The 12,261-nt window shown below is 63.0% G+C and carries 21 protein-coding genes; 3 read left to right on the forward strand and 18 right to left on the reverse strand.

Annotation, left to right across the window (positions count from 1 at the left end; translation table 11 throughout):
• The first annotated feature begins 50 nt into the window (after positions 1-50).
• Positions 51-692 (forward strand): TetR family transcriptional regulator, encoded by a 642-nt coding sequence (locus P5703_RS11085; RefSeq protein ID WP_285586785.1) that lies wholly within the window; start codon positions 51-53, stop codon positions 690-692.
• On the opposite strand, the gene P5703_RS11090 is transcribed toward P5703_RS11085, so the two are convergent.
• The 18 genes from P5703_RS11090 to P5703_RS11175 form a co-directional block, all read right to left on the reverse strand.
• Positions 681-953 (reverse strand): DUF1652 domain-containing protein, encoded by a 273-nt coding sequence (locus P5703_RS11090; RefSeq protein ID WP_019406269.1) that lies wholly within the window; start codon positions 951-953, stop codon positions 681-683. The two genes, P5703_RS11085 and P5703_RS11090, sit on opposite strands and share 12 nt — an antisense overlap.
• Before the next feature lie 445 nt (positions 954-1,398).
• Complete coding sequence (locus P5703_RS11095) at positions 1,399-2,568, reverse strand: site-specific integrase (RefSeq protein ID WP_104097581.1); 1,170 nt, start codon at positions 2,566-2,568, stop codon at positions 1,399-1,401.
• 113 nt (positions 2,569-2,681) lie between these two features.
• Positions 2,682-3,074 carry a hypothetical protein gene (locus P5703_RS11100; protein ID WP_285586798.1) on the reverse strand — a complete coding sequence of 131 codons (393 nt, stop codon included), beginning with the start codon at positions 3,072-3,074 and terminating at the stop codon, positions 2,682-2,684.
• The gene (locus tag P5703_RS11105) at positions 3,067-3,303 is read right to left on the reverse strand and encodes a hypothetical protein (RefSeq protein WP_278361774.1); all 237 of its coding nucleotides are present in this window, start codon (positions 3,301-3,303) and stop codon (positions 3,067-3,069) included. The genes P5703_RS11100 and P5703_RS11105 overlap by 8 nt, the downstream gene beginning before the upstream one ends.
• Positions 3,293-3,490 carry a hypothetical protein gene (locus tag P5703_RS11110; protein WP_230356633.1) on the reverse strand — a complete coding sequence of 66 codons (198 nt, stop codon included), beginning with the start codon at positions 3,488-3,490 and terminating at the stop codon, positions 3,293-3,295. Before P5703_RS11110 ends, P5703_RS11105 begins: the two co-directional genes overlap by 11 nt.
• A complete protein-coding gene (locus tag P5703_RS11115) occupies positions 3,483-3,773 on the reverse strand; it encodes a hypothetical protein (RefSeq protein WP_285586807.1) in 291 nt (96 codons plus the stop codon). The genes P5703_RS11110 and P5703_RS11115 overlap by 8 nt, the downstream gene beginning before the upstream one ends.
• Before the next feature lie 61 nt (positions 3,774-3,834).
• Positions 3,835-3,975 carry a hypothetical protein gene (locus P5703_RS11120; RefSeq protein ID WP_024162234.1) on the reverse strand — a complete coding sequence of 47 codons (141 nt, stop codon included), beginning with the start codon at positions 3,973-3,975 and terminating at the stop codon, positions 3,835-3,837.
• An 11-nt stretch (positions 3,976-3,986) separates the two neighbouring features.
• Positions 3,987-4,718, reverse strand: coding sequence for a hypothetical protein (locus tag P5703_RS11125; protein ID WP_285586813.1), 732 nt, complete (start codon positions 4,716-4,718; stop codon positions 3,987-3,989).
• Positions 4,719-4,743: 25 nt separating this feature from the next.
• Positions 4,744-5,076, reverse strand: a complete 333-nt coding sequence (locus tag P5703_RS11130) for a hypothetical protein (protein ID WP_285586816.1) — start codon at positions 5,074-5,076, stop codon at positions 4,744-4,746.
• 36 nt (positions 5,077-5,112) lie between these two features.
• Positions 5,113-5,634, reverse strand: coding sequence for a DNA N-6-adenine-methyltransferase (locus tag P5703_RS11135; RefSeq protein ID WP_285586819.1), 522 nt, complete (start codon positions 5,632-5,634; stop codon positions 5,113-5,115).
• Positions 5,631-8,378 (reverse strand): toprim domain-containing protein, encoded by a 2,748-nt coding sequence (locus P5703_RS11140; protein WP_285586822.1) that lies wholly within the window; start codon positions 8,376-8,378, stop codon positions 5,631-5,633. Before P5703_RS11140 ends, P5703_RS11135 begins: the two co-directional genes overlap by 4 nt.
• Positions 8,375-8,611 (reverse strand): hypothetical protein, encoded by a 237-nt coding sequence (locus tag P5703_RS11145; RefSeq protein ID WP_285586824.1) that lies wholly within the window; start codon positions 8,609-8,611, stop codon positions 8,375-8,377. The genes P5703_RS11140 and P5703_RS11145 overlap by 4 nt, the downstream gene beginning before the upstream one ends.
• Positions 8,608-8,844 (reverse strand): hypothetical protein, encoded by a 237-nt coding sequence (locus P5703_RS11150; RefSeq protein WP_285586826.1) that lies wholly within the window; start codon positions 8,842-8,844, stop codon positions 8,608-8,610. Before P5703_RS11150 ends, P5703_RS11145 begins: the two co-directional genes overlap by 4 nt.
• A gap of 75 nt (positions 8,845-8,919) precedes the next feature.
• Complete coding sequence (locus tag P5703_RS11155) at positions 8,920-9,291, reverse strand: hypothetical protein (RefSeq protein WP_104097571.1); 372 nt, start codon at positions 9,289-9,291, stop codon at positions 8,920-8,922.
• Positions 9,288-9,605, reverse strand: coding sequence for an ogr/Delta-like zinc finger family protein (locus tag P5703_RS11160; RefSeq protein WP_278412721.1), 318 nt, complete (start codon positions 9,603-9,605; stop codon positions 9,288-9,290). Before P5703_RS11160 ends, P5703_RS11155 begins: the two co-directional genes overlap by 4 nt.
• A gap of 128 nt (positions 9,606-9,733) precedes the next feature.
• Entirely contained in the window at positions 9,734-10,276 is a 543-nt protein-coding gene (locus P5703_RS11165; RefSeq protein ID WP_279649773.1) for an antA/AntB antirepressor family protein, read from the reverse strand.
• Complete coding sequence (locus P5703_RS11170; RefSeq protein ID WP_177412659.1) at positions 10,273-10,755, reverse strand: YmfL family putative regulatory protein; 483 nt, start codon at positions 10,753-10,755, stop codon at positions 10,273-10,275. The genes P5703_RS11165 and P5703_RS11170 overlap by 4 nt, the downstream gene beginning before the upstream one ends.
• A 36-nt stretch (positions 10,756-10,791) precedes the next feature.
• Entirely contained in the window at positions 10,792-11,028 is a 237-nt protein-coding gene (locus P5703_RS11175; RefSeq protein ID WP_003294388.1) for a hypothetical protein, read from the reverse strand.
• 26 nt (positions 11,029-11,054) lie between these two features.
• Here P5703_RS11175 and P5703_RS11180 point away from each other — a divergent pair, with 26 nt between their 5' ends.
• Both P5703_RS11180 and P5703_RS11185 read left to right on the forward strand, forming a co-directional pair.
• A complete protein-coding gene (locus P5703_RS11180; RefSeq protein WP_285586842.1) occupies positions 11,055-11,540 on the forward strand; it encodes a helix-turn-helix domain-containing protein in 486 nt (161 codons plus the stop codon).
• A 33-nt stretch (positions 11,541-11,573) separates the two neighbouring features.
• Complete coding sequence (locus tag P5703_RS11185; RefSeq protein WP_279649776.1) at positions 11,574-12,239, forward strand: thermonuclease family protein; 666 nt, start codon at positions 11,574-11,576, stop codon at positions 12,237-12,239.
• The last annotated feature ends 22 nt before the right edge of the window (positions 12,240-12,261 follow it).

Here is a 12,261-nt window from a genome sequence, read left to right on the forward strand (position 1 = left end):
GCGGGCCTTGCCGGCACGCTGCGTGGCCGCCGCGCATTTCGAGGAGCCTCATGCGCCGTACCAAAGAAGACGCCGAACAGACCCGCCTCAAGATCATCGCCGCGGCGCTCGAGCTGTTCAGCCGCAACGGTTATTCGAACACCACTCTGGCGATGATCGCCGAGGCCGCCGGCTTCAGCCGTGGCCCGATCTACTGGCACTTCAAGAGCAAGGATGAGCTGTACGAAGCGGTGCTGGCCTATTCCCAGGAGCCGCTGGAGCAGCTGATCGAGCAGAGTCGCCAGCTGGCCGGCGACCCGCAGGCTGCGCTGGAGCACTTCGTCGGTGAATGGTTTCGCCTGCTGCTGGACGAGCGCTGGTATCGGCAGTCCTTCGAGATCCTGCTAAACAAGACCGAACTCACCGCGCAGATGGCGAGCACCCTGAAACGCGAACGCAAGCTCACCCGTGCCATGGTGCAGTTGCTGGAAGAGCTGATTGCCAAGGCGCACGCGGATGAAGGATCGGCGCGATCACTGGCCTTGCTACTCTATTCGAGCCTGATGGGCATCACCCATACCTGGCTTCTATCGCCCAAGCTCTTTTCGCTGAGGGAACAGGCACCGTTTCTCACCAGACGTCTGTTGAGCTCGATAGCGCCGGGCTTGGAGATGGCAGGCGGGACAAGCGGAACGGGTCGATCAGCCGAGTAGCCGTGGACGCTTGAGCTTGTTCAGCAGAGTGGGCCGAAGCGCGGCGGCATCGGCATCGATGGAGGCGATCAAGCCAGCGATTTCAGCGCGCGACAGCGAGATGCGGCACGGCAGGCCGGTCAGCAACAGGGATTCGCCGGTGGCCTCATCGAGCAACATCACGCGCACCGTGGTTGGCGAGTCCATCCGTGCGTTGAACACCAGCGGTTCGTAGTGTTGCTGGACCAGAGCGAAGGCCTCCGGCTGTCTGAATCGTTTCATGGCGACAACTCCTTTTGTCGGGGCGCGGATTCTAGCAGCAGCGGCCGCCTCGCAGGCGGCCCGATTGCCAACAGCGCCACAAGCCGGATGGAGATATCACGGGTACGCGGTGGGACAGGCACCAAACGGAACGCCAGGCCTGACCCAGGGGGCCAGGAAAAGTCAGGTGCTGAAAGGCTGGAGGATGGGAACAACATGGGAACGCCGATTGCAGGATTGCGCATCCCAGAAACGCTGAAGGCCCCGGAATACGGGGCCTTCAGGTTTTCAGATGGCGGAAGCGCAGAGATTCGAAATCATCGCACGGCCGCCTTGGGTCGTTGATTTCTAAGGACTTTTTCTCAGGCAGCTGGGTAATGGGACCATTTTGGGACCATCCGTGGTCCCGGCACATACGAAAAAGCCCCGGAAATCGGGGCTTTGGGCTGTTTGGGAGCGGGACCGGCTACAGCTTCAGCTGCCGCTCGATAAGGCTGGTCATGTCGGCCGCGTCGTTGCTGATCCACTTGCCGTAGTGCTTGTGGATCATCGAGGTGGACGTGTGTCCCATATGCTCGGCAATCCAATCAAGCGGCACCACGCCGCTGGTGAGCATCTGGCTGGCGAACGTGTGCCGGCAGTTGTTCGGCCCGCGATGGCGAACGCCCGCTGCCTTGAGGTGGCCGTTCCACCACCCGTTGCGCATGTTGTCCGAGGTTGAGTACGCCTGATTGGTGTGCGAGTTATGGAACACGAACCGCAGGTACTGCTTGCGCACCGTCCGGTTATCCCGATCGGTCGTCTCAACCTCGACCTTTGGCAGCTTCTCCGTGCGCTCGGCCTGCTCGCGTAGCGCTTCCAGGGCAGGCTTCAGCAGCTTGACCTTGCGAGTCGAACGGCGCGTCTTCGTTACCTTGTAGGCGCTGCGCACTCTCGCCCGGCGGAAGGTCACTTCGCCCTTCGCCAGGTCGACGTCCTCCCACGCTAATGCGATCGCCTCGCTGACACGCGGTCCTGTCCAGATCATGAACTTGATCAGAGCCAGCTCCTGCTCGCGGCCAGGTGATGGGGTGCCCAGGATCGCATCGATCTCCTTGCGCTCGAACGGGTCCGGGTCTTCATCGTCCGGCAGCCGGATCACGATGCCCTCCGTTGGGTCGAACGCCACGGCATTGGTGGTCCGGTAGAGCTGGTAGATCTGCCGCACGATCGCCACGATTTCGCGCACCGTCTTGTTGTGCAGCTTGGGCATCAGCCCTTTCTGCACCCACCGCTGCATCTCCACAAAACTGATGTCCTCTGCCTGGCGCTCGCCCCACTGTCTCCTGATATGGCAGTTGATCTTGCTCTCGTGCCCATCCATCGAGGACTTGGCCAGCTCGTTGCGCTTGATATCCAGCCAGAGATCAATCCAATGACCAAACGTGCCCTCCTTCACCCGCGCCGAGTCGGGGAAATAGCGCGCGTAGCTGAATGTCCCGGCCTGAATTTCGTGCTTGATGATCGCCACCAGCCGCGCCGCCTTTTCCAGGTTGCCCGGTGTCGGCGGGCCAGGAAACGGCTCCTTACAGCGCTTGCCCTGCCACCGAAAGTCCACGCGCACGGAGTTCCCGCGCACTTCAACTCCATCTGCCATATGCGTCCCCACGCGAAACCCTGCGGGCACGGTACCGGCGCCGCACCCGCAGCAATAGAGAAAGGCCCGTTGCCGGGCCTCGAATTGGTTGGTGTGATTTCTAGGTCAGTTGGTCACCCGGACTGGCTATCGGCCATACGGTACTGCCAGTGGTATCCACCATCGCCGTGGCTGACGTGCTCAACCTGGATGCCGTGCTGCTCGCCCTGCCACCCGGCCAGCGTGGCGTGCACCCAGCGGCCGAGGATGTGCTTCCAGTCTGCCGGTAGCAGGGCTTTCACTTCGGCGTCGGTTATCAGCGCCGCGCGCTGGCGTTTGATTGTCAGAGCGATGACCTCAACGAACTGCGCGGATTGCGCGAGCGAAGAGCGCGCGCTGTCCTCACCGCTCAGCCCGGGATATGGCCAGCGATGGGCGACGAGCGCAGGCGCCGGAGGGAAGCAAGCAACCGAGGCCATGTTCGCCGGGGAGAAAAGATCGCACTGCGTGCTGGTGTGGTCAGCCATGGGCCACCTCCTTTGCCTTCGGCGTTTCCGGATGCACGAACAGCTCCACCCCATTGCGCAGCAGGTCGCGCTGGGTCTCGCGCAGCAGCGCCGGATCGAGGCCCAGCTTGCGGGCCATGGCTTCGGCGGCCTGTCGGGCGCCGATGGTGTTGCTGGCGGTACGCTTCTCGCCGCGTACGGTGGCCACGTAGGTCATGCCAGCAAAGCGGGTGCGGATTTCAACGGGCATAGCGGCGGCCTCCCTGGGCTTTCTTCGCGGAGACGTTGGCCATATAGCTGGCCCACTCGTTCTGCTTGATCTGCTGGCGGATGCGGCTGCAGGACGCGTGCTTGCGGGTGGATCGGGCCTTGCCGCAGATATCGCAGAGGCTGGGCAGGTCCAGCCGTTGGCTGGCCATAGTTGGGCGTTCACGCATGGCGCACCTCCTCCTGGAACAGCCGCTCCCAATCCGAGCTGATGCGTCCGGCCCTGTCGCGGTTGCGGGCGGTGACGCTGGGTGTCTCGGAATAGCAGGCCTTGCAGACACTGCCGAGGCCGTCCGACTTGGCGGCCTGGCGGTAGAAAAACTCGGTGTCGGCCGGCCAGGTGTCACCGCACTTGCGGCAGAGCTTCTCCGGGACGTCGGCTATGGTCATCAGGTGCGGGTGGCAAGCTGGGTTATGCTGTGCCCCGCCTCCCTGGGTGTGATGTGCTTGCATGGTGCTTCTCCTTGGGTTGGTCAGGCCCTGGTGAGTTGCCGCTCACCGGGCCTTCTTGTTTTCAGCGTGCGATCAGCAGGAACAGGTCCGGCAGGTGGTTGGCCGCGGTCAGCAGGCCGGCCAGGCCGGTACCGATCCAGCCGGTCATGGCCAGTCGGGCGCGCAGGCTGAGGCCTGGTTCGTCATCGTCGTAGTGGTTCATCGCCGCCACCCTCACGCCTGGGCCACAACGGGCGGAACGCCCTGGTTGAGCATGTTGCGCACGTTGGCAGCCAGCTCGGTCGGTGCCAGCGCCTTCTCGTTTTTCACCGGCTGCGGCAGCAGCTTGGCGGCCTCGGGGAACAGGTCTTCGACTTGGCGGGAGGTGCGGCAGGCCAGCAGCACGTCCATCGCCTGGGCGCGGAAAGCAACCGCCGCGTCGATCACACCCGCAATCTCGGAGCAGATCAGCAGCGCGAGCGATTCCAACGCGGGGTCGGTGATTCGCTCCATGTAATGCAGGCGCGGAACACCACCAGTTGGGCTTTTCAAGCCGATAAGCCAGTGCCCCTCATAACGCTCACGCTCCAGGTAGCGGCTGACGCCCTCGAAGGCAGACGACCCCAGCACCTGGGCAACTAGCGCATTGCGAGCGTCTTCCTTGTGGTGCTTGTACACGGCCACCAGCTTCTGTTCGTACGGGGCCTTGCCCTCGCGCAGCTGCATATAGCTGGGCGTGCAGCTCGCTGTAGCTGTCACCGCTCCGGCCAAGATCAGGTCCGGCCAGTGCTTCTTGCTCAATCCGGGCAGCGCCTCAACGGCGGCGCGGTGCTTTGCCCAGTACTGTTCGTTGAGCGCGGCGAGGTCAGCAGCGATGCGCGGGCCGTGCTGGGCGACCGCCTGCACGGTGAGTTGGTTGGCGACTTTTTCGCGCATGGCGTTGGTAAGGCTGAAATGCTTTTGCATGGTGCTTCTCCTTGGGTTGGTCTGCTTACTCGCCAGCCTTGTTGGCCAGCGTGTACAACGTGTGGCTCGAGGCGGCGTCGGGTAAGCGTTCGGCGCTCGCTACACCTTCCTCGTCAAACTTGATGAGCAGCCCGCCTTCACGGAACGCGTCTGGCAGTTGCTCCCCCATCTTTTCAGCCGCATCGGATGCCTGAAGCCAGACAGGCCCGAGCGCTCGCAGCTTGTCAGTGAACGCCTGCTTTGCTTTCGCCAGGTCGCGTTCCGCCTCGAGAACTGAGTCGTTGGCGTAATCAAGGTAGAAAAGCGCCTCCTTGAGTGCTGAAAACGGCTTGGGCTCGGTGGTTTTTTCGTCTTGCATGGTGCTTCTCCTTGGGTTGGGGTGTTGCTCGACCGATCAGGCGTTGCCGCGCCCGGTCGGAATGTTCCGGATGAATACGCCTTGGTCTTCCATCCGAGAGAGGGCATCTGCGTTCTCGGTGCCGAACGCAAACATCACTGTCCCAGCGCCGGCTCGGCTGCGCTTGTGCTGGTTTTCGATGCCTGGAACGAAGTCGATACGGCCTTTAACGAAGAGCATCGCGTCTGCGGCCTTCATAGCCTCTTGGCACCAAATGGCATCTGTTCTGCTGAAAACGAGGGCGATGCCGTTACCGTGGCTGATCATTCGGCGGATCCAAAAACCGGTATCTGGCCCGTAGGGTGGGTTGAGCCAGCAGCGCCCGTACCACTCTTTCGAGAGGCCATCATCGAAAACTGTGTACTTGCGAACCGCTGGCACGAAACTCTCCATGTCGTGCGGGCTGGCTGGGTCTAGGTCGAACTGAATGCCGAGCCGATCGAACACCCACGCAGGGGTGTACCACTCGACGCTCTTGTGCTGGGTGATTGATCGCTTCTCGCCAAACATTCCGCTCATCGCTCCGTGCTCCCGGGGTTCTGGAACAGCCAGCACTTCACGGTCGTGCCACGCTGGCTGCATTGGTTACGGCGGTTGAAGGCGGCGCGCACGGCGCTGTCCACGCCCTTGTTGTGGGTGAGGTATTTGCGGGAACGGCTGTTGGGCAGCAGGGTGCGCAGCGTGCCGATGTCGGCGATCTTCTGTTTGTGCTCGGCGGCGCGCTCGCAGAACTCGTTGAGGTTCACGGCGATCACGTCCGGCTTTTTCGAGTGGTCGACCACCGGGTCTTCGCTCAGGCCCTGCAGGTAGTCGAAGGCCTCCCAGAATTCGGCCACCTCAGCCGGGTCGGCGTTGACGGCGGTCTGGCGAGCCAGCGCCATGGCCACCAGCTCGCGCTGCGCGCCGGCGTGCTGCCGATCGGTGAGCGGGATGATCAGCCGCAGGCAGTCGACCAGGGCGAGCAGCTGCGCGTGGTTCTTGATGATTCGCTCGATGCGGATCTCTTTCAGTTCGCGCAGCGCCTGTTCGTGCACCTTCACCTGGGCGCGGAAGGTCTCCAGCACCTTGCCCTCTGCCCGGGCAGCCATCAGCAGGAAGTGGCTGACGTCCATCGCGCTCAGATGGTTGAGGTTGTCCGCCGCGGCGCGGCTGGCGGCGGTGACCTCGGGGCGCACGAAGTGCAACTTCACGATACGGGTGAGGATCGCCTCGCTGGCCATCACCGTGGCGTTCTGGCTGATGACGATGGTGCCGCGGAACGGCGGCTCGTAGGTTTCGTTGCCGGCCGTTTTCACGCCGGTCACGCCCAGGGTCCCGCCGTTGAACAGCGGTTTCAGCTCGTCCCAGTCGTAGGCCTTGGCGGCGCCGCGGTCGTTATCGCTGCGGTCGGCCTCGAGCAGTACCAGCGGCATGCCGGATACCTGGCCCATCCACCGACGCAGGCCCGCCTTGGACATTTTCGAAGGGTCCTTGCCCTCCTCGTCCGGGCGGCCGAACAGCTTCCAGAGGAACATCAGCAGGGTGCTCTTGCCGGCGCCGGCCTCGCCCGTCACTTCCAGGAAGGGGAAGCTCTGATACTCGTCGCGGATCTGCTCGGCGAACAGCGAGCCGAACCAGAACGCCAGCGCGACGATGCCCTGGGTGCCGAAACAGGTCCACAGCCAGTCGAGCCACTCGGCGCGGTAGCCCTCGTCGGTACGGGCGATCTCCAGGCGGATCGACTTCTGCAGCGTCTTCAAACGCAGCTGCTTGAACTCGAAGTAATCCTCCTTGTTGGCCTGCTCGAGCACGCCACCGCGCACGGCCAGGTCGCCGAACACGTAGCAGCTGTGCTCCTTGCTGTAGCCGATGTAGTCAATGGTCTTGACGGTTTTCAGGCCGTAGAGCTGGTCGCGCATGATGCGATCGAGCTGCGCGCCGGTACCGGTGAACACCGCGCCGGCCGCCATGCCCAGCAGGCGCTTCTTGAACTCGCTGGCCGCCGCCACCTGGCCGCCGGTGAAGGTGTTGCGCACCGTTGGCTCGTCGTGCGGGAAGTCCACGCGGAAGTAGTACCAGCTCTCGTCCGTCACCTCGTTGCGCTGGAAGTACAGCGCCTGCGGATAGCAGTTGGCGATTTCCACCACAGCGCCGCACTGGCGCAGGGCCTTGTCGCGGCGCTGGCGGTCATTCAGCTGCTGATCTTCCTGGCGCTCGGAGTCCTCCAGGCCCTGCATGGCCTTGTTGAACTTGTCGATATCCATCTTGAACCAGTACAAGCGGTTCTCGAACGCGAAGTGGAATTCGTGGCGCTCGCGCCATTCGTACATCAGCGCGCCCTTCTCCGCCGCGCTTTCGGCCAGCAGCAGGCTGCCGTGGTAGCGCGCCTCGCGCAGGTCGCGCTCGATCTGCTCCTCACGCTTGTCGTCGCCCTCAATGAATGCCCAGCGCTGGTGGAGGTCGTTCCAGTCCACTTTGCGGTCGCGCTGCGGGATCTGCGCGGCCTCGCAGGTAAAGCCCAGCTCGCGGGCCATCTTTGCCCAGCGGCGGGTGTAGCGATGCGCGCCCGGCTCGTTGTCCAGCGCCCAGACCAGCCGCGGCAGCTTGCGACCGGCCTCGGCGCGAGCCTTGACCAGCGCCTTGAGCGACTCGGCCGGGAAGGCGTTGCTGCTCATGGCCGACACGGCGTCGAGTTCGTGATGCAGCAGCGCGATGGCGTCGAAGATGCCCTCGACGATCCACAGCTCGTCGACCTCGAGCAGGTCCACGCTCGGCGGGCACCACCAGTAGCCTTTCATGCTCTGGCCAGGCGCGAAGCGTGCCTTCTGCTTGCCGAAGCGGTGCGGGCGGTCGATCAGCCGCTCCCAGTAGCCACCCTTCTCCAGGGTGAAGCGCACCGTGGCGCTGCCCTGGGCGAGTTCGCGGTTCCAGTAGTTCTCCTGGCTGTACCAGCCGCGGATCATGCCCAGGTCAAAGCCACGGGCGAACTGCAGGTAGGCATCGGCGCTGGCGGCCGGCGCCTGCTCGGTGCTTGGTGCGCGCTTGCTCCAGTCATCGAACAGGTCGTCGAACAGCTCTTTCACATGCCACTGCTCGCCGCACTTGCTCTCGCGGCCGCATTTGATGAACCAGGGCTGGTCGTAGCGGGAATACAGCTCTTTCTTGCCGCAGCTCGGGCAGGTGCCACCGCGCATGTAGTCGGTACCGGCGCGGCGCTTGAGGCCGAAGTCGCCCTCGAAACGGCGTAGCACCTCTTCGCGGATGTGGCGGTCCATTTCTTTCATTGGGCCGGCCCCCAGACGAATTCGTGCATCTCTTCCCGTAGCGCCTTGTGTTCTTCGCAGGTGATCACGTCGGTCTCCAGCAGAGCGCTGAGATAGCCGCCCAGGCGGCAGATCATGCGAAATTTCTCGTCGTAGTCGCGTGCCTCGACCAGCTCAGCCAGCTGCTGCTTAAACATGTAACGCGCCGGGTCGGCCGCAAGCGCCTCGCAGGCGGGCATCGGATGAGTGCTCATGCCTTAGCTCCTTGGCGGGCCTTCACCAGCTCGCGCATGGTGCGGTTGAGGCCAGCGATGTGCGGGTGGTCGCGGAGGATCTTCGGGCCGCGCAGCCCCTGCGGGGTGTAGCGATAGCGATCGTCGTACCAGCAGGCAGCCATCAGCTGCTCGTACTGGCTGGTCAGCCAGCGCAGATAGGCCTCGGCCTGGGCGGGCTTCAACTGGATATGGATGGAAACGTCTGTACTCATGGGGCCACCGTTCGGGCGCAACTTTCCCCTACCCGCGCAAAGGCGGGCATGGGCTTGGGTCAATTCAGGGGGTGATCAGTGCGTGGCTGCTGCAGCCAGCGGCGCCGCGGGCGGCTGCAAGCGTGCCGGCAGGTGGCGCAGGGGGATTAATACCGCCTCGCCCGAAAAAAAACTTCGCAGGGCCACGCGGGTGGCATCGTCAGTGCCATAGCTGATGCCGATCGCCGTGCGCTTGCGGCACTCAAGCTCGCTCATCGCCAGATGCACCAAGCGATCCGCCATGAACGTCGGTACGTCCAGCCCGTTGACCAGGTAGCTGACGGCACGCGCGAACAGGTGGCCATCGTCAGTCAGGTGCTCGCCCTGGTGGCGCTGCAGAAAGGTCAGCGCGGCGCGCTGCATGCTCGCCCGGTATTCCTGGGCGTCGTTGATGGTTGAGACGTTCATGCGGTTGCTACCTCCGGTTCCATTTGGTCGAGCATGTCGAGCTGGTCGGTCTTCTCGCGGCTGTCGCGCAGTGCCTGCATGCGCAGCACCGAAGGCGCCACCGGCAGTACCACGCGCGGTGCATCCAGCCCGGATGGGCTGAGTGCGTGGTCCCATGTCAGCGACCCGGCGTAGGTCGCGCCGCAGGCCATGTTCATGCACTGCGCGTACATGGTTTTGAACGTCGGCGTTTGCGCCTCGCTGTTGCGGATGCGCATGCGCTGGCCACAGGCCGGGCATAGGCATTTGTATCCGCCGTTGTTGGCTACGCTCACTGGTTCCCCTCCCCTGTTGCCGTAAAGCCGGCCCGGCCAATGCCGGTAAAGATCGACGCCGAGGCGCCTACTACTGTTTGCCAGACTCCAGCCCACCGCCGGTGGACATGGAGCTGTATTGCGGCTGTTTACACCTTGTCGTCGAACAGGCCTGGCGGCGGCTGCACACTACGCCCCACACAGTCCATTGCCGGAGCCGGAATGGCGAGCTGATGGCAGTGCTGGGTGAGCTGCGCATACAGCGTGGCGCGGATGGCTGGCACCGTTTCCGCCTTGAGCTGGGCGATCAGCTTCGGGATCTGCCGGTGCATGGCCAACTGGTGGTTCATGCTGAGGTAAGAAGCCCCTCGGCTTTCCCGCGCTTGGCGCTCCATCGCGATGAAGTAGCGGCGCACTTGGCGACCCTGGTCGTTGTTCTCGACCATGGCCAATTCCTTCGCCATATCGAGGGTGAGGTGGTACTCGTTGGTGGGTCTTCCACCGGTACTTTTCCCCAGAACGGGGGAAAAGTCCTCGCCTTCAACGAAGCCGTACTGCTCGATTCGGTCCTTGATCCAGGTGCTGAAATCGCGCCCGACCTGCATGAATTGATGAAGGTCGCGCGCATCGCACAGCTGCTGCGTTCGCCCTTCGATCTCGCCCTGTAACACCGGGATGAGGTTGGTAGTCACTGTTGCTCTCCTTGTTGCCGCTTGGTGTGAAGCAGAAGCACCGCCTGGACTTCCTCGTGACGCGCCGCGATGTGCTTGCGGTGCGCCGCCAGGATGGCCTCTACCTCCAGTGCATCGATCACGCCGTCTGCGAGCGCGTCGGCGATGAACTGGTCCACGGCGCCACGTTTGGTTGTGGTCACCAGGGCACGGGCGTACAGGTCGATGTTGTCGAGTTCGTCCGGGTTGGCGAGCGGTACGAACACGCCGCCGTACAGCGCAGCGATGTAATCAGGCAGATGGGTGGTGCACGCCTCTTGTTCGAGCTGATGAATCTGTTCATCGCTCAGCGGGCGGCTACCGGCGTTCTCGTAAACGTGGTTGTCCAGCTTTTTCGGCGGGAGGCCCAAGCGGGCCGCAGCACATTCGCGGCCACCGGGGTATGCAGCTAGCGTGGCGGTCATCACTTGGCGGCGGCTGGCTAGAACTTCGCGCTTCATCTTCTAGTTTTCCCTGTGGCTTAAGCCGGTTACGGTTTAACTGGCTTTGGCGAAGGGATGTGCGAGCAGGCCGGGGATCAGCTCCACACCGATCTGCTGCGAGAGGTCGCGCATGATTGAGAAGGCAATCCGGCCATTTGGCATGGTCTGGGAACCTGCCCAGCGGGCCACGGTCTGGGTGACGGTGCGCGGGTCATACCCTTTTGTAAGGGCGAACTGGCGGAATGTGAGGCCCTGCTCGATGAGGCGAGCGTGGATTTGGCGCTTGTTCATGGTTCGGCGGTCCCCGGTTAGCTAATATGTTCCCAATGCGAGGCGAGATTAAGTTCCCAACCGGGAACAGTCAAGAGGATTTTTCCCAAATGGGAATAGGTAGGCGAATCCGAGCTGCGATAGAGGCCCAAGGCCTTACGCTCAAGCAAGCGGCAGAACAAAGCGGAATCCCTTATAGCTCTCTACAGAACTGGGCTGGCGGCCATCGCGAGCCTCGTCCAGATGCGCTTATCAGTCTGGGTTCTCAATTGGGAATATCGATCGACTGGCTACTGACTGGCGAAGGGGAAATGCTGCGGCGAAATGCCGCGATTGGCTCACAGCAGGAATATCGAGGCGGCTACGGCATGCCACCGCCTGAACGCGCCATGCTTGATCTGTACCGTGAGTTGGACGAAGACGGCCAAAGGGCTGTCGAGGCCGTCGCGCGCGATAAGAAGCGGCTTCGTGATATCGAAATGCAACTACAGGAGTTGGCGGCTGTCCTTCAACGCCTTAATCTTGCGCCCTGATGTGTTCTCACTTGGAACAGCTAAGGAGCAAGGATGCGAACTGCCACGGTACTTTTCTTTGCGTTGGCAATGGCAGGTTGGGCAAATGCGGGGCCTCTCGCAGGCAAAGTCGTCGCAATTGCAGATGGTGACACCCTCACCCTGCTTACAGCTGATCGTCAGCAGGTGAAAGTCCGCCTGGCCGAAATCGATACCCCAGAGCGCGCTCAGCCATATGGAACGCGCGCACGCCAAGCGCTCTCTGATCTCGCCTTCGGTAAGCAAGCCACTATCGAATCCCACGAAAAAGACCGCTACGGCCGCACCGTAGGTCGCGTCTATGTGAACGGCGTGGACGTCAACCGCGAGCTGGTAAGTCTCGGCGCCGCCTGGGTGTATCGCCAGTACAACCGGGACAAGTCGCTACTTGCTGTAGAGGCTGAGGCGCGCGCCGCCAAGCGCGGCCTCTGGTCGCTGCCTGAAGCGGAGCGCCTCGCGCCCTGGGACTGGCGAAAAGGAACCAAAGCCCCAGCAATCAAGCCATACGGCGGTGCACCTCTCGTTGCCGCGGCAAACGACGGCCAATACAGCTGCTCGCCGCGTAAGACGTGCGGCCAGATGAGCAGTTGCGCAGAAGCCCGCTTCCAGCTGGAGCAGTGCGGCAACAGCCGGCTGGACCGCGACAAAGATGGCATCCCCTGCGAGAGCCTTTGCCAATAGCAGGCACTCATCCCCGACTAAA

Source organism: Stutzerimonas sp. FeSN7 (assembly GCF_030263795.1).
Taxonomy (GTDB): domain Bacteria; phylum Pseudomonadota; class Gammaproteobacteria; order Pseudomonadales; family Pseudomonadaceae; genus Stutzerimonas; species Stutzerimonas stutzeri.

Excerpts from the sequence above, each read along its gene's own strand:
- P5703_RS11085 (WP_285586785.1), top strand. The coding sequence starts at position 51 with ATGCGCCGTACCAAAGAAGACGCCGAACAGACCCGCCTCAAGATCATC.
- P5703_RS11090 (WP_019406269.1), bottom strand. The coding sequence starts at position 953 with ATGAAACGATTCAGACAGCCGGAGGCCTTCGCTCTGGTCCAGCAACAC.
- P5703_RS11095 (WP_104097581.1), bottom strand. The coding sequence starts at position 2,568 with ATGGCAGATGGAGTTGAAGTGCGCGGGAACTCCGTGCGCGTGGACTTT.
- P5703_RS11100 (WP_285586798.1), bottom strand. The coding sequence starts at position 3,074 with ATGGCTGACCACACCAGCACGCAGTGCGATCTTTTCTCCCCGGCGAAC.
- P5703_RS11105 (WP_278361774.1), bottom strand. The coding sequence starts at position 3,303 with ATGCCCGTTGAAATCCGCACCCGCTTTGCTGGCATGACCTACGTGGCC.
- P5703_RS11110 (WP_230356633.1), bottom strand. The coding sequence starts at position 3,490 with ATGCGTGAACGCCCAACTATGGCCAGCCAACGGCTGGACCTGCCCAGC.
- P5703_RS11115 (WP_285586807.1), bottom strand. The coding sequence starts at position 3,773 with ATGCAAGCACATCACACCCAGGGAGGCGGGGCACAGCATAACCCAGCT.
- P5703_RS11120 (WP_024162234.1), bottom strand. The coding sequence starts at position 3,975 with ATGAACCACTACGACGATGACGAACCAGGCCTCAGCCTGCGCGCCCGA.
- P5703_RS11125 (WP_285586813.1), bottom strand. The coding sequence starts at position 4,718 with ATGCAAAAGCATTTCAGCCTTACCAACGCCATGCGCGAAAAAGTCGCC.
- P5703_RS11130 (WP_285586816.1), bottom strand. The coding sequence starts at position 5,076 with ATGCAAGACGAAAAAACCACCGAGCCCAAGCCGTTTTCAGCACTCAAG.
- P5703_RS11135 (WP_285586819.1), bottom strand. The coding sequence starts at position 5,634 with ATGAGCGGAATGTTTGGCGAGAAGCGATCAATCACCCAGCACAAGAGC.
- P5703_RS11140 (WP_285586822.1), bottom strand. The coding sequence starts at position 8,378 with ATGAAAGAAATGGACCGCCACATCCGCGAAGAGGTGCTACGCCGTTTC.
- P5703_RS11145 (WP_285586824.1), bottom strand. The coding sequence starts at position 8,611 with ATGAGCACTCATCCGATGCCCGCCTGCGAGGCGCTTGCGGCCGACCCG.
- P5703_RS11150 (WP_285586826.1), bottom strand. The coding sequence starts at position 8,844 with ATGAGTACAGACGTTTCCATCCATATCCAGTTGAAGCCCGCCCAGGCC.
- P5703_RS11155 (WP_104097571.1), bottom strand. The coding sequence starts at position 9,291 with ATGAACGTCTCAACCATCAACGACGCCCAGGAATACCGGGCGAGCATG.
- P5703_RS11170 (WP_177412659.1), bottom strand. The coding sequence starts at position 10,755 with ATGAAGCGCGAAGTTCTAGCCAGCCGCCGCCAAGTGATGACCGCCACG.
- P5703_RS11175 (WP_003294388.1), bottom strand. The coding sequence starts at position 11,028 with ATGAACAAGCGCCAAATCCACGCTCGCCTCATCGAGCAGGGCCTCACA.
- P5703_RS11180 (WP_285586842.1), top strand. The coding sequence starts at position 11,055 with ATGTTCCCAATGCGAGGCGAGATTAAGTTCCCAACCGGGAACAGTCAA.
- P5703_RS11185 (WP_279649776.1), top strand. The coding sequence starts at position 11,574 with ATGCGAACTGCCACGGTACTTTTCTTTGCGTTGGCAATGGCAGGTTGG.